The following is a 20,264-nucleotide window of genomic DNA, read 5'->3' as shown; positions in this document are numbered from 1 at the left end:
CGTCAGGACGCGGAGTGGGCCTGCCGGCGCTCGGCCGGAGGGGCCTCCAGGTCCTTCGCCGCCATGTAGACGACGTTCCGCGAGCCCCGCTTGCCGCGGTACATGGCCCGGTCCGACAGGTCCAACAGCGTGGCCTTGTCCTGGGCGTGCTCGGGGAAGCTGGCCACGCCGATGCACGTGGTGAGCTTGAGCGACAGGCCTTCGCGCGCCAGGAAGTTGTGCGTCTCCATGGTGCGCCGGATGCGCTCGGCCACCTTGAGCGCGCCGCCGGAGTCGGTATTGCGCAGCACCACCACGTATTCGTCTCCGCCGTAGCGCGCGACGACGTCGTGGTCTCTCACGCAGCCCTTCACCACGCGCGCCGCCTCCACCAGCACCTTGGAGCCCACGAGGTGGCCATGGGTGTCGTTGATGGACTTGAAGTGGTCCAGGTCCAGGAACAACAGGCTGAAGGTGCGCTGCGACTGGAGCGCGTCCTGGACCTCGCGGTCCACCACCAGGTGCAGGTAGCGGGTGTTGAACAGGCGCGTGAGGTCGTCGACGTACGCCAGGTCCTCCACCGCGGCGAAGCGGCCGAGGTTGCGCAGCGCGAGCGCCCAGTTGCGCACCAGGAAGCTGGCCGTCTCGCCCGCCCACTCCGCGCCCGTGCCGCCGAAGAAGAGCACCGCGTGTCCCAGCACGGCGTCGCCCTCCAGCGCGGGGAAGGAGACGGCGCGAGGGAAGGGCGCGTCCAGGCCGTCCAGCTCGCGCGGACCGCGTTCGTTGCTCAGGCGTTCGATGAGCTCGGCGATGAGCGGCTCTTCCAGCGCGGTGGACAGGCCGCTGGTGCCGTGGCGCCGCAGCGCGAAGGCGGAGTCGCGCTCCAGCAGGACCACGGCGCTGGCGGAGGCCATGCTCTGCAGCGCGCTGGCGGTGGCCGCGGCCAGCTTCTCGCGGTCGAGGGTGGTGGCGATGCGTTGCCCCGCCTCCAGCATGGCCACGTGACGGCGCAGCGACGCGTTCTCCTGCATCAGGTCGCGCGTGGTGAGCGCGCGGCGCACGGCGTGCTGCAGGGCCTCCGGGGCCACCGGCTTGACGAGGTACTCCGCGGCGCCGCTCTTGATGGCGCGCACGGCGGGGTCCACCTTCTCCAGGCCCGTGATGACCACCACCTCCACGCCCGGGTGGTGTTCCCGCACGTGCCGCAGGACCTCCATGCCGTCGCCGCCGGGGAGGATGAGGTCCGTCACCACCGCGTCGAAGCGGTCGCCTGCGAGCGCTTCCTTTGCCTCTTGTAGCGTGCCCACCGCCGTGACGGCGTGTCCCACGGCGGTGAGGTAGTCGCCGTACAGGGTGCGGGCGATCTTTTCGTCGTCGACGAGGAGGATTCGCGCCATCTCCCATCGGCTTAGCACCAACCGATGGAAGGCTGCTAGGGTCGGCCCCCGTGTCCCCCTTCGAAAGCGGCCGTCGGCTCTGCCTTCTCGTTGAGGCCGGGGAAACCCGTTACGCCGTGGAAGCAACGTCTGTCATGGAAGTAGCGATGCCGGGCGCCAACGGCAGCAGCCTGCGGGGTGTGCTGGAGGTGAAGGACCTCTGCGCGCTGCTGGGCGGGCCGCCCGAGGAAGGCCCGGGCATGGTGGTGGTGCTCGACGTGAGTCCCACCCTGGCGGTGCGCGTGCGCTCCGTGGTGGAGGTGGCGGACGTGGCCCGCGCGCCGTTCTTCCTGCTGCCACCGGGACTGGCGGACTCGCTGGCGCCGCTGAGCCGGGGCGCGGTGCTGCACAAGTCGCGGCTGTACCTGGAGCTCATCGCGGAGGCGCTGCCGCACCGGGTGGGTTCGATGTCACCGGCGGTTGCCGCCCGGCCCGTGCACTGGGCGGAGGCGGCTCCGGACCGCGCGCTCGTCTTCGAGTCTCAGAGTCGACTCTTCGGAGTCCCCCTGGGCCTGGTGTCGCAGGTCATCAGCCGGGGAGAGGCCTTCTGCGTCCTGCCCGTGCCGAGTGGACCGGTGGCCGGTATTTTTCCGCATGATCAGGTGCTGTGGCCTGTCTGCTCGGTCCCCGCGTTGCTGGGGGACGCGCCCGTCCCGGAGTCCTTCATCGTCCTCACGGAGCTGGCCGGGCGGAACGTGGGGCTGACGGCCACGCGGGTGCTCGGCGTCATGCAACGCTTCGAGCCGGACGACACCGCGGGGAGCTTCCGTGCTCCCGGGTTGAGCGAGCCTGTGGCGTTCCTGGACCTGCAACGCATGTTTTCTTGATCGTCCCAGAGGGCAACTCGTAAGCTGCCCCGCTTGTCAGACTGCCGCGAGTCAACCCTCGCGGCGGGAATCACCAACGAATTCAGGGGAGTGGATGCTCCCCGAGGCCCGAACCGATGCCCAAGAATCTGCTGGTCGCCGATGACTCGCTCACCATCCGCAAGGTGATCGGGATGATCTTCGCGACCGAGGACTTTCAGGTGACCGCGGTGGACAACGGGCTGGACGCCATCTCCCGCACCCGCGAGCTGCGTCCGGACGTCGTCCTCGCGGACGTCATGATGCCGGGCAAGAGCGGCTATGAGGTCTGCGAGGCGCTGAAGAACGACCCGGCCACCCAGGGCATCCCGGTGGTGCTGCTGGCCGGCACGTTCGAGGCGTTCGACGAGAACCGCGCTCGCGCCGCCCGCGCTGATGACCACGTCACCAAGCCCTTCGAGAGCCAGGTGCTGCTCGACAAGGTGAAGGCGCTGGTCGGCCAGAAGTCCAACACGATGCCCGCGTCGGCCGCCACGCAGGTGCGCCACGCGGCGCCTCAGCCCGCCGCGGCGCCCGCGCCTGTCGCCGCCGCTGCTCCGCCGGGGGCCCGTCCCGCGCCTCCGCCGGGGGCCCGTCCGGGTGTTCCTCCGGGGCCGGGCGTGCCGCGTCCTCCGGGGCCTGGGATGCCGCCGGGTGCGCGTCCTCCGGGACCTGGGATGCCGCCGGGCATGGCGCGTCCCCCGGGCCCGGGCATGCCGCCGCCGGGTGCGCCGGGCGCGCCGCGTCCTCCGGGACCTGGGATGCCGCCGGGCATGGCGCGTCCTCCCGGCCCGGGCATGCCTCCGGGCGCGCGTCCTCCGGGACCTGGGATGCCGCCGGGCGCCCGTCCGGGTGTGCCGCCTCCGCCGGGTGGTCCCGCGCCGGGCCTTCCGCCGCGTCCGGGAATGCCGCCGGGCGCCGTGGCGCGTCCGGGCGTGCCGCCTCCGCCGGGTGGTCCCGCGCCGGGTGGCTTCGCGCGTCCGCCGGTTGGCGCGCCGCAGCCTCCTCCTGGGGCGGCGCCGCAGCCCGCCGCGCGGGGCAGGGATCCGTTCGGTCTGGGTGCGCCCGCGCCCGCCGCGGCCCAGCCGTCCATCAGCATCGAGGACTCGCTGCCCGACCAGGGTGACGCCGAGGAGATCTCGCTGGACATCGCCACCCCCGCGCCCGTCGCGGCCGGCCGGCGAGTGCCCGCGCGCCTGCCGCGGATGGGGGCGAGGCCCTGCTGCGCGAGGCGCTTTCGAAGGCTTCCCGCGAGGTCATCGAGAAGATTGCCTGGGAGGTGGTACCGCAGCTGGCGGAGACCATCATCCGTGAGGAGCTCGAGCGGCTCATCAAGGACCGAGAGACCCAGCACTGAGGCGCCTGGCGCCGTAACCTCCTGACCTTTGCCGGCCCCGGTCTCCGGGGCCGGCCGTTTTCAATGACCGATACCACTGAACTTTCGAAGGCCTACGAGCCCACCGAGGTCGAGGCTCGCCGCTACGCGTTCTGGCTGGAGCGCAACTACTTCCGCGCCGAGGCGCCTTCCGACAAGCCGCCGTTCTCCATGGTGCTGCCGCCGCCCAACGTCACGGGCAGCCTGCACATCGGTCATGCGCTGACGGCCACCATCCAGGACATCCTCATCCGCTGGAAGCGGATGAGCGGCTTCAACGCCCTGTGGCTCCCCGGTACGGACCACGCCGGCATCGCCACGCAGATGGTGGTGGAGCGGGAGCTGAAGCAGACGGAGGGCAAGAGCCGCCACGACCTGGGCCGCGAGGCCTTCCTCGAGCGCGTCTGGGAGTGGAAGGGCAAGTTCGGCGCTCGTATCGGCGAGCAGCACCGCTACCTGGGCGCGTCCCTGGACTGGAGCCGCGAGCGCTTCACCATGGACGAGCAGTCCTCCGCCGCGGTGCGCGAGGTCTTCGTCCGGCTGTACGAAGAGGGCCTGATGTACCGGGCCCAGAAGCTCATCAACTGGTGTCCTTCGTGCCACACGGCGCTCAGCGACCTGGAAGTGGAGCACCAGGAGAAGAACGGCTCCATCTGGCACATCCGCTACCCGGTGAAGGACAGCGACCGCACGCTCACCGTGGCCACCACGCGCCCGGAGACGATGCTGGGCGACACCGCCGTGGCCGTCCACCCGGAGGACGAGCGTTACCAGGACCTGATTGGCAAGCACGTGGTGCTGCCACTCAGCGGCCGTGAGATTCCCATCATCGCGGACGCTGAACTGGTGGATCCGAAGTTCGGCACCGGCGTGGTGAAGGTCACGCCCGCGCACGACTTCAACGACTACCAGACGGGCCTGCGTCACCAGCTGCCGATGCTGTCCATTCTGGACGAATCGGCCCGGATGACGAAGGAGACCGGCAAGTACGCCGGCTTGGATCGCTTCGAGGCGCGCAAGCAGGTGTTGGCGGACCTCCAGGAGCAGGGCCTGCTGGAGAAGGAGGAGCCGCACAAGCTGTCCGTCGGCACGTGCCAGCGCAGCACCACGGTGGTGGAGCCGCGCCTGTCGCCGCAGTGGTTCGTGAAGATTGAACCGCTGGCGAAGCCGGCCATCGAGGCGGTGGAGCAGGGCCGCACGAAGTTCGTCCCGGAATCGTGGACGAACACCTACTTCCACTGGATGCGCAACATCCACGACTGGTGCGTCAGCCGCCAGCTCTGGTGGGGCCACCAGATTCCCGCGTACTACTGCACCGCGTGCAGCCCTCGACTGGGGGACGACACCGACCTGCCGCTTGACGCCGCGACGGTGAAGGTGGGCGGCGTGGACTTCGCGCGCGCGGAGCCGATTGTCGCGCGTGAGCAGCCCTCGTCCTGCCCGAAGTGCGGCGGCGCCACGTTCATCCAGGACCCGGACGTGCTGGACACGTGGTTCTCGTCCGCGCTGTGGCCCTTCTCCACGCTGGGCTGGCCGCGCAACACGCCGGACCTTCAGACGTTCTACCCGACGTCCGTCATGGAGACGGGCCACGACATCATCTTCTTCTGGGTCGCCCGGATGATGATGATGGGCCTGCACTTCATGGGGGATGTGCCCTTCCGCACCGTGTACCTGCACGCGATGGTGCGCGACGAGAAGGGCGAGAAGATGTCCAAGACGAAGGGGAACGTCATCGACCCCTTGGACGTCATCCTCGGCGCCAGCTCGGACAAGCTCGCTCCGACGCTGAAGAACAAGTTCCCTCAGGGCATGCCGGCGTTCGGCGCGGACGCGCTGCGCTTCACGCTCGCGTCGCTCACCCAGCAGGGCCGGGACATCAAGCTGTCCATGGACCGGCTGGCTGGCTACAAGGCCTTCTGCAACAAGCTGTGGAACGCCAGCCGCTTCGCCCTGATGAACATGGGCGAGTTCACGCTGGATGAGCGTCCGCTGAAGGAGCGTCCGTTGACGCTGGCGGACCGCTGGATTCTCTCGCGGCTCCAGCGCGCCACCACCGAGGCCCGCGCCTCGCTGGAGACGTACGGCTTCGCCGAGGCGGCGTCCACGCTGTACCAGTTCCTGTGGGCCGAGTTCTGCGACTGGTACATCGAGCTGGCGAAGGGCTCGCTCTACGGCACCGATGAGCAGGCGAAGGACTCCGCGCGCGCGGTGCTGGTGTACTCGCTGGATCGCATCCTGCGGCTGCTCCACCCGTTCATGCCGTTCATCACCGAGGAGATCTGGCAGAAGCTGCCGATGTCCCGGTCGGTAGACAGCATCATGATCGCGTCGTACCCGGAGCCCGACGCGGACCTGGTGGACGAGGCCGCCGAGGCGGAGATGGCCCCGGTCATCGCCTCCATCGAGGGCCTGCGCACCATCCGCGGCGAGAGCAACCTGTCGCCCGCGACGAAGGTGAAGGCGGTGGTGCAGAGCCCGGACGCTCGCACGCGCGAGCTGCTGGAGCGCTGGCGCGCGTACCTGATGCCGCTGGCCGGCCTGTCCGACGTGGAGATTGGCGCGCCCGGCACCAAGCCGCCGCAGGCCGCCGCCTTCGTGGGCACGAACCTGGAAATCTACGTGCCGCTGGCGGGTCTCATCGACCTGGACGCGGAACGCGACCGCCTCCGCAAGGAGATTGCGCGCACCGAGCAGGAGGCCGCCGGTGTGCTGCGCAAGCTGGAGAACCCCAACTTCGTGGCCAAAGCGCCCCCGGACGTGGTCGAGAAGGACCGCGCCCGCGTGGAGGAGTTGAAGGAGCGCAAGGCCAAGCTTCAGGACCATCTGCAGCGCATTGCCCCGGAGCCCGCCATGCCCGCAGCGCCGCCGTCCGAGAGCAGCACGCCGACCCGAAGCGTTGAGCCGGCCGAGGCCGACATCGCGACCGAAGCCGACGTCGCGACGGAGCCCAGCACGCCGCCCGGGAGCGTTGCTCCATTAGAGACGCCGCCTCCGGCCGAAGGGGGCGCTGAATACGAGACGCTCGCCGAGTCCACCGAGGAGGAGGAGCCTGCCGCTGCTCCGGCCGAGGTGAAGGCCGCGCCGGATGCGGAAGCAGAGGGGAACGTCGACCTGGCGGAGGAGTTGAAGGACGAGCTCGAGGCCGTGGGCGGCGTGCCCGAAGCCGCGGACCCCCAGGTGCAGGATGCCCTGGAGAAGCTGCGCGCGGGGACGAAGGAAGGCCTGTCTCCGGCCGACCATCATGACCTCGGCGTTGCGTACATGAGCATGGGCCTCGTCGACGACGCGATGCGGGAGTTCAACACGGCGCGCGCCGGTGGTGACGCCCGTGAGGTGCCCGCCGCCGCCGAGCAGACGGTGGCCTCCACCGCGAAGGCCGTGGTGAAGGCCACCCTGGCTGCCGTGAAGAAGGCGTCGTCCATCGCGAAGGACACGGTGGTGGAGGCTGTCTCCGCTTCCGGCGAGGACGAGGCGCCTGCCGCTCCGGTGAAGGCGCGTCCCGCGAAGAAGGCCGCGGGCAAGAAGGCGCCTGCCGCCGCGAAGAAGGCGCCGGCCCAGAAGGCCACGGGCGCGAAGGGCGCTGCCAAGAAGGTCGCTGCGAAGAAGGCTCCGGCCAAGGTCGCGAAGGGCGCTGCCAAGAAGGGCGCTGCGAAGAAGGCTCCGGCCAAGGTCGCGAAGGGCTCGGCAAATAAGGCCGCTGCGAAGAAGGCTCCGGCCAAGGTCGCCGCGAAGAAGGCTGCCACGAAGAAGTCCGCCGCGAAGAAGGCGCCTGCCAAGGGCGCGGCGAAGAAGGCCGCTGCGAAGAAGGCTCCGGCCAAGGTCGCCGCGAAGAAGGCTGCCACGAAGAAGGGGGCCGCGAAGAAGGTCGCTGCCGCCAGCAAGAAGCCGGTGAAGAAGGCGGCGGGCCGCAAGGCTCCCGCGAAGAAGGGCACCGGGGCGAAACCCAAGGCGCGGGCAAAGGCCCGGCGGTAGCAGGAGGAGACGTGCAGCAGCAGGATTACCTCGACCGGCTCATCGCGCTCGCACTCGATGAGGACCTGGGGGCGGCGGGTGACGTCACCTCGCAGGCCCTCATCCCTCCTGACTACGAGGGCAGCGCGGAACTGGTCGCCAAGGAGCAGTTGGTGCTCGCGGGACTGGATGCCTTCGTCCGTGTCTTCAAGACGGTCGACCCGAACGTCGAGGTGGAGCTGTTGCGCCGCGACGGTCAGGAGATCAAACCGAAGATGGTCGCCGCGCGGTGTTACGGCCGGATGCGCTCGCTGCTCGCGGCGGAGCGCACCGCGCTCAACATCGTGCAGCGGGCCGCGGGCATCGCGACGCTGGCGCAGCAGGCCGTCACGTCCGTGCGTGGCTCCAATCTGCGCGTCCTGGACACGCGGAAGACGCCGCCGGGAATGCGCACGGTGGCCAAGGAGGCCGTCCGCATGGGCGGTGCCTCCAACCACCGCTTCGGCCTCTTCGACGGCGTCCTCATCAAGGACAACCACATCGCCGCCGTGGGTGGTTCCATCGCGGAGGCGCTGCGCCGCGCGAAGCTCAACGGGCCTCGGCTGACGAAGGTCGAAATCGAGGTCACCAACCTCAAGCAGCTCGCGGAGGCCATCGAGCACGGCGCCGACGTGGTGATGCTCGACAACATGGACGACGCGCAGATTCGCGAGGCCGTGAAGCTGGCGGCGGGCCGCGTGCCGCTCGAGGTGTCGGGCGGCGTCACGCTGGACCGGCTGCCTCGGTTGGCGAAGCTGGGCATCGACTTCGTGTCCATGGGCGCGCTGACGCACTCCGCGCGGGCCATGGACCTGTCGCTGGAAATCACCGCCGCGGCGAAGCGGCCCGCGCGCAGCAAGCAGCCGAAGCCGGCATAGCGCGCGGACACGGAGGCGCTCCTGGCTCCAGCGCCTCCGCGTCGAAGGGCGTCCCGGCATCTCGCCTGGACGCGCGGAGCCTGTTCTTCACGGAACGCGGACCGCGGCGGACGGCGCCGTCAGCGCGCGTGTCCGCCACGCTGACGCGTTCGCTCACTTGCCCGTGAGGACCTCCGAGCGGGGCTTGCCCTCCGCCGAAGCGGGCATGCCCATCTCCATCAGCGCCGACAGGGTGGGGGCGAAGTCCACGGGGTCGATCTCCTCCAGGTACATGCCCGGTTTCACGCCCTTGCCCGCGAAGAGGACGGGCACTTGTGAATCATAGGAATGCGGCGTGCCGTGGCTGGTGCCGGTGGGGATGTAGTGGAGCATGTGGAAGGGCCGGAGCATGAAGAGCACGTCGCCGCTGCGCTCGGGGTAGTAGCTCTTGCGCATGAGCGTCAGGTAGCCCTCGGTGTCCGGCGCGGTGAACAGGTCCTCATGGGTCACGGCCGTGATGACCGACGGGTGCTTCGCCAGCCACGCCGCCGCCGCGCGCCGCACCGCCGCGTCCACCGCGCCCCCTGGTGCGTCTTGCCGCCCAGGTACACGTCCAGTTGTTCGAGCGTGGCCGTCACGTCGCCGCCGAACTGCTGACGCAGCGCCTGCGTCAGGCTCTCCGCCAGCTCCTTCGAGCTCACCCGCTTCGCGGCGAGCCCCTTGGCGGCCCACTGCTCCGGCATCGCCGCGCCGCCGTGGTCCGCGGACAGCGCGATGACCAGGTTGCCGCGTCCACCCGCCGCGCGCTCGGCCGCGGCGATGAGGTTGCCCATCGCCTTGTCCAGCCGCAGCAGCGTGTCCTGCATCTCCCACGAGTAGGGCCCGTACTCATGGAACACCAGGTCCGTGCCGCTGAAGCTCACGGCCAGCAGATCGGGCACGTCGTCCTGGCCCAGTCTCTCGCCGGCGATGGCCGCCTTGGCCGCCTCCACCAGCAGGTCATGCGAGTCTGGTGAGAGGGCGAACGCCTGGTAGAAGGTAGGGCCCGGCGACGGCAGCCCGCCGTCCAGCGGGTGGGGGAAGGTGCGGCCCAGGCCGTAGACGTCCGCCTCGGCGAGGCCTTCGTCCTCGCCCACGTACTCAGCGGCAGGCCGCATCAGCTCCCACTTCTTGCCGAAGGACGCCTCCGGCAGCTTCCGCGCGTTCAGCGCCTTCAGCCACGCCGGGAACTCCTTCGTGTACCAGGTGCCGGTGACGAACTTCCCCTCGCCCTTGTCGAACCACCACGCCTGTCCCGCACGCCCGGCCAGGGCGATGGACGCGTGGGGTTTGATGGACAACGCCACCGCCTTGCCGCGCTCCTGCGTCGTCACGCGCAGCCGGTCCGCCAGCGTCTCCACCATGAGGTGGGCGGGGCCGGAGTCCTGGCCCGGCTTCAGCGGCACCTCCAGCACCGGGTGGGCCGCGTCCGCGAAGGCCATCACGCGCTTCATCGTCGAGCGGTCCACCCACCGGTTGTCCACGATGCCGTGCCGCCAGGGGTTGGCGCCCGTGGAGAGGGTGGCGTGGCCGGGCGCGGTGCGGCATTCGGCGTAGCCGTAGCGCGCATAAGGAAAGTACGCGCCCTGGTTGATCAGCTGGTGCAAGCCGCCCTTCAGGCGCGGACGGTTGCGTAGCAACACGTCGCTGCCGAGCGCGTCCACGCTGATGACGAGCGTCAGCCTGGGAGGTCGGGCAAAAGCGGGCAGGGTGGCCAGCGCCACGGCAAGGGAAAGTGCACGAATCATTGGGAGGAGAACCATCTCCGCCGGGATGGTGAGAAGCAACCAACAACGCGTGTCACTGCTTGGACGCCGCACATCGCGCTGTTAGGGTCGCTCGATTCATGGTCGAGGCCCGCCTTCGCGTCATCTACGGCGACACGGATCAGATGGGTGTCGTCTACTACGCGAATTACTTCCGCTATTTCGAGTTCGCGCGCAGTGAGTACTTCCGCGCCCGGGGTGGCAGCTACGCCGAGCTGGAGCGCTCTGGTGCCCTGCTACCGGTGGCCGAGGCGAGCTGTCAGTACAAGGCATCCGCGCGCTACGACGATCTGTTGGTCATCCAAACCACCGTGAGTGAGTTGCGCCGCGCGTCCATCGTGTTCACCTACGCGCTGTTTCGTGACGGTGCGCCACGCACGCTGCTCTGCACCGGCATGACCCGTCACGCCTGCGTGGGGCGGGACGGCAAGCCGACGCGGCTGCCGGACTCCCTCATCCGGCTGCTCGAAACGACCGAGCCTTCCCCGGGCTCTTCCCCTTCCACCTGAACCCTTCCGGGATACGCAAGGAGCACACACATGGATCGCAACCTGGCAATGGAGGTCGTGCGCGTCACCGAGATGGCGGCCATCGCCTCCGCACGACTGATGGGCCGCGGCAACAAGGACGAGTCGGATCAGGCGGCCGTCGACGCCATGCGCCGCGCCTTCGACGCGCTGCAGATTGATGGCACCGTCGTCATCGGCGAGGGCGAGCGCGACGAGGCGCCCATGCTCTACATCGGCGAGAAGGTGGGCAAGCGTGGCGAGGGGGCGCCCGAGGTGGACATCGCCCTGGACCCGCTGGAGGGCACCAACCTGTGCGCCTATGGCCGTCCGGGCTCCATCGCCGTGGTGGCCATGGCGGGCAAGGGCGGGCTGCTCAACGCCCCCGACACGTACATGGAGAAGATGGCCGTGGGCCCGCGCGCCCGGGGCGCCATCGACCTGCGCAAGACGCCCACGGAGAACCTCCGCTCCATCGCGGAGAAGATGAAGGTCTATGTGGAAGACCTCACGGTGGTGGTGCTGGACCGCGAGCGTCACACCGACCTCATCAAGGAAATTCGCGCGGCGGGCGCCCGCATCCGGCTCATCGAGGACGGTGACGTGGCCGGCGCCATCGCCACGTGTTTCGAGGACACGGGCGTGGAGGTGCTGATGGGCATCGGCGGCGCGCCCGAGGGCGTCATCGCCGCGGCGGCCATCCGCGCCACCGGCGGTGACATGCAGGGCCGGCTCGTTCCCCGCAACCAGGGCGAAATCGAACGCGCGAAGTCGATGGGCATCACCGACATCTCGAAGATCTACACCGCCGAGGAGCTGGCCAAGGGCGAGGTCATGTTCGCCGCCTCCGGCGTCACCACCGGCGACTTCCTCAAGGGCGTGCGCTTCTTCGGCGGCGGATGCGAGACGCACTCCGTCGTCATGCGCAGCAAGACGGGCACCGTCCGCTTCATCCAGTCGGTGCACAAGTTCGACAAGAAGCCGGGGTACGCTTTCTAGGCCGCAGCTCCCACCCTGACTCACGTCCCCTGGAGACACCCATGCCTGGCGCCTCGCGAACCATCATCGTCAACGCCCCCATCGAGAAGGTCTTCGACGTCATCACCCAGTACGAGCGGTACCCGGAGTTCCTTTCCGAAGTGAAGGGCATCCGGACCGAGAACCGCAAGGGCAACACGGTGGACGTCCACTACAAGGTGGATGTGGTGAAGACCATCAACTACTCCATCCACGTCACGGAGGAGCGGCCCACCCGCATGTCCTGGTCCTACATCAAGGGCGAGTTCATGAAGGACAACCAGGGCAGCTGGGTCCTGGAGCCCGAGGGCGAGGGCAGGACGAAGGCCACCTACACCGTGGAGATGGCCCTGGGCGCGCTGGTGCCCAAGAGCGTCGTCTCCGCGCTGGTGGAGACCTCGTTGCCGAAGATGCTGGACGCCTTCAAGCGCCGCTTCGAGGCGCCCTGAATCACACCTCCGGGCGGCTTCTTGGCGGGCGACTCCACCATCGCCCGCCGGCCGCCAGGAGTCTTCGGAGACCCGGATGATCCGCGCGCCGCAGCAGGCGGGCGGACGAGGCCGAATCGAAGGGGCTTGCGACGCCGGCTACGAGGAGTATGCCCATGGGACGGTCTGCTTGCGGGCCGCTTCGAGGGCATTAAAATGAACACCATCCCGACGGATTTTCGGCCTCCGCGACATTTCTGCCCTGGGTGCCCTGGCCCGGGTGTCGGGTGGCAGACGAGCAACCGTGCGAGATGGCTGCAACGTACCCAGCGCGGAACCGGGGTTCTTAATTTGCATCTGATATGGGTGGAAATGGTATTGGGGCGGGATGGGCGTACATCGGGGTACGTAGGCTGAGGGAGACGGAAGACCCATGCTCGACGCCTTCATCATCGAAGAAATCAAGCGCCGTGAGCGCCGCCGTGAGGAGCATGACAGGCCGGTGGTGGAGCTTCCGCTCCCCGTGCCGGATGACCGCCCGCGTCGCCGCACGGAGACCGAAGACGACAAGCCCCAGCGGGGCGTGGTGGTCATCGACCTGCTGTCCTGACCCTGGCGAGCGGCCTGACGGCCGCGCCAGTGTGTCCCCGAGCCCGCGGTGGCGGTCCTTCCCAGGACGGCCCCGCGGGCTTCGCGCATCCAGGAGCCCTCAGGCGTTGCTCAGGGCCAGCAGGTGCCGGGGGTGATAGACATCCCACAGCGGCCCCTTGACGGTGCTCAGGGCCTCCAGGACCTGCTTTCGCCACTCCTCGGGCAGGGCCTGCTCGCCATGGAAGGCGCCCACGAGCGCGCCGGTGATGGTGGCGTGGGCCTCCGTGTCGCCGCCCCGGTGGACGACGTCCAGGAGCGCGGCCTCGGCGCTGGGGGCGTGGAGCAGCTCCCAGAAGGCCAGCCGGAAGGCGACGCGCACCGCGTGCAGGGGGCGGTGGAGGTGCAGCTCCGGCCCGTACAGCATCGGGTCCTCTTGCTGGGCGATGGCCGGTCCTCGCGCAGGAGCGACGCGGCGAAGGACACCTCCTGCACGTAGTCACTGGCGGAACGCCCGAGCGCCGCGCCGGCCAGCAGCAGGCCCGACTCCGCGGCGGGGATGAGGTCGGCGGCCTTCAGGCCCGCGCCATGGGTGACGGCATGGCCAATGGCCGCGTTGAAGGCCGCGCAGGCGAGCTGGCAGCGCGGGTCGAAGTGGGTGAGGGCGGAGTCCTCCAGCGAGGCCTGGGTGAGCGCGTGGGCGTCACCCGCCGGTACACCCCCAGCGGCGCCGCGCGGGCCGGCTCCCCGGGTCCGCGGGCTTCCGGTACGCACGCAGCCACACGCGCCTGCCCGCGCCCAGGGGCGGGAATCCCGACGTCTGGCAGTCCTCGAAGACCTCCGTCATGGGCTCGCTGACGTCGAAGGCGTGCGGCTGCCAGGCGCGGTAACGACGCAGTGCGTCCGCGGCATCGTAACGCTTCATGGCCCGGAGGCTGTGGCTCAGGCAGGCCGCGAGCTGGACCTCTTCTGTCACCTGGCCGCGGCGCAGCTCATGCGGACCGCCGCCCATCAGCTTGATGTAGGGCCCCTCCGCCTGTTTGGGAAAGGGAACGGCCATGAAGGGCCGGTGCGCGGTGGGGACGGACAGGGCATTGCCCACGGCCATGCCGAGCAGCGCGCCGCGGCGCCGTTGAGCGAGCAATGGGTCAGGCCCCTTCAAGGCGGGGCGGCGTTGGGGCGGAGGCATTCGACGGGTGGACACTGTAGCAGCGCGGGCCGTGAGCACGCTTGCCCGACCCGGAGGGCTCTTCTAGAAACGGCAGCCTATGACCGAGATTTCTCAGATTCTGGCGCGCGAAGTGCTCGACTCCCGTGGCAATCCCACCGTGGAGGCGGAGGTCCAGCTTGCCGGAGGCGCTCGTGGCCGCGCCGCGGTGCCGTCCGGTGCGTCCACCGGTGAGCATGAGGCCATCGAGCTGCGCGACGGCGACAAGCATCGCTACCTGGGCAAGGGTGTGCAGAAGGCCGTGAAGAACGTGGTGGACGTGCTCGCGCCGGCGCTGGTGGGCATGGACGCGGCGGATCAGTTCGCGGTGGACCAGCGGATGCTGGAGCTGGACGGCACCGCCACCAAGGGCAAGCTGGGCGCCAACGCCATCCTCGCGGTGTCCATGGCGGCCGCTCGCGCCGCGGCGGACGCGCACGGGCTGCCGCTGTACCGCTACGTGGGCGGCGTGCAGGCGCGCACCCTGCCGGTGCCGCTGATGAACATCCTCAACGGCGGCGCGCACGCGGACACCCGCGTGGACGTGCAGGAGTTCATGGTGGTGCCCGCCGGTGCGTCCTCCTTCGCGGAGGGCCTGCGCTGGGGCGCCGAGGTGTTCCACGCGCTGAAGAAGATTCTCAAGGGCCGCAAGCTGGCCACGGGCGTGGGCGACGAGGGCGGCTACGCACCGGACCTGCCGGCGAACGAAGAGGCGCTGAAGCTCATCATGGAGGCCATCGACCAGGCGGGCTTCAAGGCCGGTGAGCAGCTCTTCCTGGCCCTGGACGTGGCGGCCAGCGAGTTCTTCGACAAGGGCAGCAAGAAGTACAAGCTGAAGGGCGAGGGCAAGGAGTACGACTCGACCGGCCTGCTCGAGTACTACCGGGGCCTCTCCGAGCGCTACCCCATCATCTCCATCGAAGACGGCATGGCGGAGGATGACTGGGAGGGCTGGAAGAAGCTCACCGACGCGCTGGGGTCGCGCATGCAGTTGGTGGGTGACGACCTCTTCGTCACCAACGTGGAGCGCCTGGGCCGCGGCATCGAGACGGGCACGGCCAACTCCATCCTGGTGAAGGTGAACCAGATTGGCACCCTGACGGAGACGTTCGACGCCGTGCGCATGGCGCACCGCGCCGGCTACACGTCCGTCATGAGCCACCGCTCCGGCGAGACGGAGGACACCACCATCGCCGACCTGGCCGTGGCGCTGGACTGCGGGCAGATCAAGACGGGCTCCGCGTCCCGCTCCGACCGCGTGGCCAAGTACAACCAGTTGCTGCGCATCGAAGGCGAGCTGGGGGCCGCGGCCCGCTACGCTGGCAAGTCGGTGTTCCGCACCTTGAACCAGAAGAAGTGAGCCCGTGAGCAACAAGCCCAAGCGCATCCTGGTTTCCAACGACGACGGCTATTTCTCAGAGGGGCTTCAGGCGCTGGTCGAGGCCGTGAGCCCCCTGGGGGAGGTGTGGGTGGTGGCTCCCGACCGGGAGCAGAGCGCCGCCTCCCACGCCATCTCCCTGCACCGGCCGCTGCGCATCAAGGAGGTGCGGGAGCGGTGGTTCGCCGTCGACGGAACCCCCGCGGACTGCGCTTATCTGGCGATCAACCATCTCCTGAAGGATGATCGCCCGGTACTCATGGTTTCCGGCATCAACCACGGCGCGAATCTGGCCGAAGACATCATGTACTCCGGCACGGTGGCCGCGGCGATGGAGGGTGCGCTCCTGGGCGTGCCCGCCATTGCCTTCAGCCTGGTGGCCCGGCGGAACTTCGACTTCGCGCCGGGGGCCCGGTTCGCCCGTTCGCTGGTGTCCAGCGCCCTGTCGCGTCCTCTCCCGCCGCGGATGCTCCTCAACGTGAACATCCCTGGGGGCGTGGAACCGGAGGGCTTCGTCGTCACCCGCCAGGGCCGTCACTCGTACGGCTTCGAGGTGGTGGAGAACGAAGACCCTCGTGGCCGGAAGTACTACTGGATTGGTGGCAACGACTACCAGCACGAGGACATCCCGGGCAGCGACTGCAATGCCGTGTTCCGGGACAAGCGCGTCTCCGTCACTCCGCTGCACTTCGAGCTGACGGACCATGGCCGGCTTCCGGACCTCTCCGGGTGGCAGGTCGATGGCTTCAACCGGCATGAACCGGACGGTGCCTAGCGTTGGCGCCGTGCGTGTCCAGCCGAGCGCGTGGGGCGCTCCGGGTGTTCCTCCTGGCCGTGCTGCTGAGCGGCTGCGTGGGCACCCGGGCATCCTCCGTTGCCGGGCCGGACACCGGGTTGGACGCCGTTTCGCGTGAGGACGCGACGGCGGAAGTCACCGACGCGGCGGAGCGGACCACGCCGCTGCCGTTCAATTTGCGGGGCGTCCACGCCGAACCGGAGTTGGTGGCCGTGCTCCACCGCGTGGCACCGGGCGAGACGATGTACCGCATCTCCCGCACCTACGGCCTCACGGTGGAGGAGCTGGGTGCGGCCAACGGCATCAAGGCGCCGTGGGCGTTGGCGGTGGGGCAGGAGCTCACCATCCCCGGCGTCGAGCGCAGCGTGCCCGTGCGGGCCCTGGCGGAGGCGGACCCGGAGCCGGTACGGACCTCTACGTCGGCTGGGGGCGGCGCAGCGTGCCGACCCTGGGGCGCCGTGAGGAGCCCCCGTCGCGCAGCCGGTCCCTGTCGCGTCCGGCGAGCGCCACGGGCCGGCCTCGTGTGGCCACGCAGGGGCAGCTCGACTGGCCTCTGAGGGGCGTCCTGTACGGCCGCTTCGGGAAGAAGGGGAAGGAGCCGCACGACGGCATCGACCTGGCTGCGCCCTCGGGGACGCCCGTGAAGACGGCGCAGGAAGGCACGGTGCTCTACGCGGGCGAGCAGCGTGGCTACGGCAACATCGTCATCGTCGAGCACACGAACAAGCTGATCACCCTGTACGCGCACAACCGCGACCTGCGCGTGCGCACCGGGCAGAAGGTGCGCCGCGAGCAGGTGATTGCCACCGTCGGCGAGTCGGGCCGGACGTCCGGGCCCCATCTGCACTTCGAGGTGCGCCTGGACGGCAAGCCGGTGGACCCGCTCGACTTTCTGGGGCCGATGCCCTCCTCGTAGGCGAGGCGGCGCGGGCCCGGCTGCCTTCCTGCTCCAGGCGGCGGGGCAGGGCGCTCCGTCGTGTGACGTCTGGGCCTCGGTGCCGGGCCCGGGTGAAGGTAGAGTGCCGGCCCGTGTCGCGCTTCGTGTCCTGGTGGCTCTCCTGTTTCGTCTTGCTGGCTTCGGCGGCGCATGCCCAGGCGCCAGCCCCTGTGTCACAGGCCGCCGCGGTCCAGGCGAGCACGACCGATGCGGCCGGGCCCGTCGTCGTGGCGGTGCTGATGCTGGAGGCCAACGAGGCGGGCCGCGACGCGGCGCCGGGCGTCACCTCGCTCATCACCTCGCGGCTGGCGGAGTCGCCGCGGCTGCGAGTCCTCTCGCAGTGGGACGTCGAGGCCGCCCTGGATGACGAGCGCCAGCTGCGACTCCAGGGCCTCAAGACGTGTGACCGGGGAGACTGCCTCCAGGAGCTCGTGGCCCTCACTGGCGCCCGTTACGTCGTGGCCGGCCGCCTGGACCGCTTCGGCGACCAGTACCTGCTCACCGCCAACCTGTTGGACGCCGCGGGCGGGCGGATCCTGGCCCGGCCTCGCGCGGAGGCTCCCGAAGCGGAGGACCTGCTGCGCACCGCGAAGGCCGTCTCCGACCAGCTCTTCGCCGCGCTCGCCCCGCCGGAGGAGTCCGTGGCGGCCCGTCCGCTGCTGGGGGCTCTTCGCGCACGGGGGGCGGCAGCCTGCTGCTGGGCTTGCGCGTCAACAACAACTTCATCGAGAAGCTCTCCAACGTGAACCCCGGTGGCGACATCGAGGTGGGCTACTGGTTCCACCCCGAATGGGTTGGCTTCCTCCAGGTGGGCTTCAGCTACGTGCGCTCCACGCAGGACGGCGTGCGCAGTGGCCTCAACGTGCTGCCCAGCGTCGTGGGCGCGCGCCACTACCACAACGTGGAGAAGTCCCTGCGGCCCTACTGGGGTTTCGGCCTGGGCGTGCAGCTGTCCTTCGGTGACTTCGGTATCTTCCAGTCCACCGGCCCGCTGCCCACCGTCGTGGGCTTCGCGGGCCTGGAGTACCTCATCGCCGGCTCGGTGGGCTTCCAGGTCGAGTTGGGCACCAACGTCGCGCAGGCGGTGCTGGGGCTGTCGGAATCGAAGCTGGGAGACGGCCTCAACCTGGACCTCAACGCAGGCATCGCGTACCACTTCTGAGCCTCGGAGCCCCTCATGTTCCCGCGACCGCGCGCCCTCTCCCTGATTGCCCTGCTCGCCCTGACGGGCTGTGACGACGAGACGCCTCGCGTCAAACCGAAGGACCACGCGGAGGGCCTCTACGTCAAAGGCACCGCCGAGTACCTCCAGGGCCACTTCGACGCCGCCCTGGCCTCCTTCGAGGCCATGAAGCAGATTGCCCCGGACGACCCGCGCCTGCCCGCCGCGCGCGGCGAGGTGTACCTCTCCATGGGCCGGCTGACGGACGCCGCCGCCGAGTTCGAGGCCGCCCTCAAGCTGGAGCCCAAGCGCTCCACCAACTGGAGCCGCCTGGGCTTCATCCAGACGCAGCTGGGCCAGGTGGTCGAAGCCCAGAGCTCGCTGCGCAAGGCCCTGGCCCTCTTCCCTCAGGACTTCAACGCCCTGGAGTCGCTGGGGGACCTGGACCTCAAGAAGGGCGACCACGACGCGGCCGTGCGGCACTTCACGCTCGCGTCCAACGCGGCGCCCTCCCCGGAGCAGAAGTCCGCGCTCATCATGCGCGCGCTGGACGTCCTGTCCTCGAAGCAGCGCTACCCGGAGCTGCTGGCCGCCGCCCAGAAGGCCGTGGATGACGGCATCCACACCGCGGACGTGCTCGCCACCCTGGGAGACGCACTGGTGCGCGCCGGCAACCTCACCGAGGCCGCCAACGCCTATCGCGACGCCGCCAGCCGCTCGCCTCGGGATCCCACGCTCTGGGAGCTCGTCGGCGAAATCCAGATGAAGCTGGACAAGCCCGGGGACGCCATCAGCGCGTACAAGGAGTCCCTGCGCGTGAAGGACCGCGCCATCGTCCATGTGGCGCTGGCCCGTATCCACCTGGGGAGGAAGGACGACGCGGCCGCGAAGGAGGAGCTGGCCGCGGCGCTGGAGTCCGTGTCCGGTCAGGACATCCGCGAGCTGCGGGAGCTGGCCAGCCTGCTGGCCACCATGGACCGCAAGCCGGACGCGCTGCGCATCCTCGCCAACCTCAGCGCAGAGCAGGACCACGCGAAGGACGCCGAGCTGCACGTCGCCACCGCCCAACTGGCGCGGGAACTCAAGGACACCGGCGTCCTGCAGGCCGCCTGCGCGCGGGCGACGGCGGCTGACGCCACCCTCAAGAAGTGTCCGTGAGCCACGCCCGGGCCAGGAGACGGCCCGGGACGGGTGGGGTGGACTACGGGGTGCGGCCGCCCTGGAGCTTGCGGTACACGCCCACCACCTGACCCAGAATCATCGTGGACCGGAACTCCGCGCGGCTCACGTAGATGGGCTGCATGGTGGCGTTGGCCGGCTGGAAGCGGATGCGGTCCCCTTCCGGGTAGTAGCGCTTCACCGTGGCCTCGTCCTCGATGAGGGCCACCACGATTTCACCCGGCTGGGCGGACGGCGTCTTCTTCACGAAGAGGTAGTCCCCGTCGTGGATGCCGTCGTCAATCATCGACTGCCCCTTCACGCGCAGGGCGAAGACCTCGCGGCCATTCACGCCTCCGAGCAGGAAGCTGTCGATCTTGACGGAGTCCTCCATGTTCTCCTGCGCCAGCAGCGGCGCGCCGGCGGCGACCTTGCCCAGCAGGGGAATCTCCACCATGCCCGAGTCCTTGCGAGCCCCCAGGCCGAGCAGCAGCCGCGCGCGCTTGGTGGGCACCAGGGAGCGGCTCTGCTGCTCGCCCCGGTTCAGGTAGCCCTTGCGCTCCAGCGCCTTCAGGTGGTCGTTGACGCCGTTCGTCGAGCGGATGTCCATGTGCTCCCCGATTTCGCGAATCGTCGGCGGGAAGCCCCGGGTCTCCGTCTCCTTGACGATGAAGCTGAGAATCTCGCGCTGGCGTTCCGTGAGCTCTTCCATGCGCTCCCTCACTCGTCTGCCGTCCTGCCGGGGAGTCGTTCCCCCCAGGCAACAGGCTTTCAGTGTCACTCTCCCTGAACAGACG

At 69.6% G+C, this 20,264-nt stretch carries 16 protein-coding genes and 4 pseudogenes; 14 read left to right on the top strand and 6 right to left on the bottom strand.

Going from position 1 to position 20,264, the window contains the following annotated elements; translation table 11 throughout:
* Positions 1-2 precede the first annotated feature (2 nt).
* Positions 3-1,376, bottom strand: coding sequence for a diguanylate cyclase (locus QEG98_RS23715; protein WP_090490860.1), 1,374 nt, complete (start codon positions 1,374-1,376; stop codon positions 3-5).
* A 50-nt stretch (positions 1,377-1,426) separates the two neighbouring features.
* Here QEG98_RS23715 and QEG98_RS23710 point away from each other — a divergent pair, with 50 nt between their 5' ends.
* The 4 genes and pseudogenes from QEG98_RS23710 to nadC all read left to right on the top strand — a co-directional run bounded on the left by QEG98_RS23710 (position 1,427) and on the right by nadC (position 8,506).
* Positions 1,427-2,242, top strand: coding sequence for a chemotaxis protein CheW (locus QEG98_RS23710; RefSeq protein WP_316562922.1), 816 nt, complete (start codon positions 1,427-1,429; stop codon positions 2,240-2,242).
* Positions 2,243-2,358: 116 nt separating this feature from the next.
* Positions 2,359-3,617 (top strand): annotated as a pseudogene (gene romR, locus QEG98_RS23705) (motility regulator RomR).
* Between the two features lie 63 nt (positions 3,618-3,680).
* Positions 3,681-7,610, top strand: a complete 3,930-nt coding sequence (locus QEG98_RS23700; protein ID WP_316562921.1) for a valine--tRNA ligase — start codon at positions 3,681-3,683, stop codon at positions 7,608-7,610.
* An 11-nt stretch (positions 7,611-7,621) separates the two neighbouring features.
* A complete protein-coding gene (gene nadC / locus QEG98_RS23695) occupies positions 7,622-8,506 on the top strand; it encodes a carboxylating nicotinate-nucleotide diphosphorylase (protein WP_090490856.1) in 885 nt (294 codons plus the stop codon).
* A 153-nt stretch (positions 8,507-8,659) separates the two neighbouring features.
* On the opposite strand, the pseudogene QEG98_RS23690 reads toward nadC, so the two are convergent.
* Positions 8,660-10,272 (bottom strand): annotated as a pseudogene (locus QEG98_RS23690) (alkaline phosphatase family protein).
* A 98-nt stretch (positions 10,273-10,370) separates the two neighbouring features.
* Between QEG98_RS23690 and QEG98_RS23685 the strand changes: the two are divergent.
* The 4 genes from QEG98_RS23685 (at position 10,371) to QEG98_RS23670 (ending at position 12,851) form a co-directional block, all read left to right on the top strand.
* Positions 10,371-10,799 carry an acyl-CoA thioesterase gene (locus QEG98_RS23685; RefSeq protein ID WP_090490854.1) on the top strand — a complete coding sequence of 143 codons (429 nt, stop codon included), beginning with the start codon at positions 10,371-10,373 and terminating at the stop codon, positions 10,797-10,799.
* 30 nt (positions 10,800-10,829) lie between these two features.
* Positions 10,830-11,795 (top strand): class II fructose-bisphosphatase, encoded by a 966-nt coding sequence (gene glpX, locus QEG98_RS23680; protein ID WP_090490853.1) that lies wholly within the window; start codon positions 10,830-10,832, stop codon positions 11,793-11,795.
* Between the two features lie 41 nt (positions 11,796-11,836).
* On the top strand, positions 11,837-12,262 hold the full coding sequence (locus QEG98_RS23675; RefSeq protein WP_316562920.1) for an SRPBCC family protein: 426 nt from the start codon (positions 11,837-11,839) through the stop codon (positions 12,260-12,262).
* A gap of 412 nt (positions 12,263-12,674) precedes the next feature.
* The gene (locus QEG98_RS23670) at positions 12,675-12,851 is read left to right on the top strand and encodes a hypothetical protein (RefSeq protein WP_002639449.1); all 177 of its coding nucleotides are present in this window, start codon (positions 12,675-12,677) and stop codon (positions 12,849-12,851) included.
* Between the two features lie 99 nt (positions 12,852-12,950).
* On the opposite strand, the gene QEG98_RS23665 is transcribed toward QEG98_RS23670, so the two are convergent.
* From QEG98_RS23665 to QEG98_RS23660, 3 genes and pseudogenes are all read right to left on the bottom strand, one after another.
* Positions 12,951-13,256, bottom strand: a complete 306-nt coding sequence (locus tag QEG98_RS23665; RefSeq protein ID WP_316562919.1) for an ADP-ribosylglycohydrolase family protein — start codon at positions 13,254-13,256, stop codon at positions 12,951-12,953.
* Positions 13,257-13,300: 44 nt separating this feature from the next.
* Positions 13,301-13,603: pseudogene (locus tag QEG98_RS42110) on the bottom strand (ADP-ribosylglycohydrolase family protein); the annotation flags it as partial.
* On the bottom strand, positions 13,533-14,018 hold the full coding sequence (locus tag QEG98_RS23660; protein ID WP_316562918.1) for an ADP-ribosylglycohydrolase family protein: 486 nt from the start codon (positions 14,016-14,018) through the stop codon (positions 13,533-13,535). The gene QEG98_RS23660 and the pseudogene QEG98_RS42110, both read right to left, overlap by 71 nt.
* Before the next feature lie 79 nt (positions 14,019-14,097).
* Between QEG98_RS23660 and eno the strand changes: the two genes are divergently transcribed.
* The 6 genes and pseudogenes from eno (at position 14,098) to QEG98_RS23625 (ending at position 19,467) form a co-directional block, all read left to right on the top strand.
* Positions 14,098-15,396 carry a phosphopyruvate hydratase gene (gene eno / locus QEG98_RS23655; protein ID WP_316562917.1) on the top strand — a complete coding sequence of 433 codons (1,299 nt, stop codon included), beginning with the start codon at positions 14,098-14,100 and terminating at the stop codon, positions 15,394-15,396.
* Positions 15,397-15,400: 4 nt separating this feature from the next.
* Positions 15,401-16,189 carry a 5'/3'-nucleotidase SurE gene (gene surE, locus QEG98_RS23650; RefSeq protein ID WP_316562916.1) on the top strand — a complete coding sequence of 263 codons (789 nt, stop codon included), beginning with the start codon at positions 15,401-15,403 and terminating at the stop codon, positions 16,187-16,189.
* Positions 16,190-16,191: 2 nt separating this feature from the next.
* A pseudogene (locus tag QEG98_RS42105) lies at positions 16,192-17,126 on the top strand (LysM peptidoglycan-binding domain-containing M23 family metallopeptidase).
* Between the two features lie 113 nt (positions 17,127-17,239).
* Positions 17,240-17,893, top strand: coding sequence for a hypothetical protein (locus QEG98_RS23635; protein WP_316562913.1), 654 nt, complete (start codon positions 17,240-17,242; stop codon positions 17,891-17,893).
* Complete coding sequence (locus tag QEG98_RS23630) at positions 17,851-18,309, top strand: hypothetical protein (RefSeq protein WP_316562912.1); 459 nt, start codon at positions 17,851-17,853, stop codon at positions 18,307-18,309. Before QEG98_RS23635 ends, QEG98_RS23630 begins: the two co-directional genes overlap by 43 nt.
* Positions 18,310-18,324: 15 nt before the next feature.
* Positions 18,325-19,467 carry a tetratricopeptide repeat protein gene (locus QEG98_RS23625; RefSeq protein ID WP_171439854.1) on the top strand — a complete coding sequence of 381 codons (1,143 nt, stop codon included), beginning with the start codon at positions 18,325-18,327 and terminating at the stop codon, positions 19,465-19,467.
* A 43-nt stretch (positions 19,468-19,510) separates the two neighbouring features.
* Here QEG98_RS23625 and lexA read toward each other — a convergent pair whose 3' ends face one another.
* Positions 19,511-20,179, bottom strand: a complete 669-nt coding sequence (gene lexA, locus QEG98_RS23620; RefSeq protein ID WP_090490846.1) for a transcriptional repressor LexA — start codon at positions 20,177-20,179, stop codon at positions 19,511-19,513.
* Positions 20,180-20,264 lie beyond the last annotated feature (85 nt).

It is taken from the genome of Myxococcus sp. MxC21-1 (assembly GCF_032612255.1).
In the GTDB taxonomy this organism is placed as follows: Bacteria; Myxococcota; Myxococcia; order Myxococcales; family Myxococcaceae; genus Myxococcus; species Myxococcus virescens.
Note: the sequence above shows the minus strand (reverse complement) of the source record. Positions and strands in the feature narration are given on the sequence as shown.

What these genes read in the sequence shown, in the direction of transcription:
- QEG98_RS23660 (WP_316562918.1), bottom strand. Translation starts at nt 14,018, where the DNA reads ATGCCTCCGCCCCAACGCCGCCCCGCCTTGAAGGGGCCTGACCCATTG.
- lexA (WP_090490846.1), bottom strand. Translation starts at nt 20,179, where the DNA reads ATGGAAGAGCTCACGGAACGCCAGCGCGAGATTCTCAGCTTCATCGTC.
- QEG98_RS23670 (WP_002639449.1), top strand. Translation starts at nt 12,675, where the DNA reads ATGCTCGACGCCTTCATCATCGAAGAAATCAAGCGCCGTGAGCGCCGC.
- QEG98_RS23665 (WP_316562919.1), bottom strand. Translation starts at nt 13,256, where the DNA reads ATGCTGTACGGGCCGGAGCTGCACCTCCACCGCCCCCTGCACGCGGTG.
- QEG98_RS23685 (WP_090490854.1), top strand. Translation starts at nt 10,371, where the DNA reads ATGGTCGAGGCCCGCCTTCGCGTCATCTACGGCGACACGGATCAGATG.
- QEG98_RS23625 (WP_171439854.1), top strand. Translation starts at nt 18,325, where the DNA reads ATGTTCCCGCGACCGCGCGCCCTCTCCCTGATTGCCCTGCTCGCCCTG.
- QEG98_RS23675 (WP_316562920.1), top strand. Translation starts at nt 11,837, where the DNA reads ATGCCTGGCGCCTCGCGAACCATCATCGTCAACGCCCCCATCGAGAAG.
- glpX (WP_090490853.1), top strand. Translation starts at nt 10,830, where the DNA reads ATGGATCGCAACCTGGCAATGGAGGTCGTGCGCGTCACCGAGATGGCG.
- eno (WP_316562917.1), top strand. Translation starts at nt 14,098, where the DNA reads ATGACCGAGATTTCTCAGATTCTGGCGCGCGAAGTGCTCGACTCCCGT.
- QEG98_RS23700 (WP_316562921.1), top strand. Translation starts at nt 3,681, where the DNA reads ATGACCGATACCACTGAACTTTCGAAGGCCTACGAGCCCACCGAGGTC.
- QEG98_RS23715 (WP_090490860.1), bottom strand. Translation starts at nt 1,376, where the DNA reads ATGGCGCGAATCCTCCTCGTCGACGACGAAAAGATCGCCCGCACCCTG.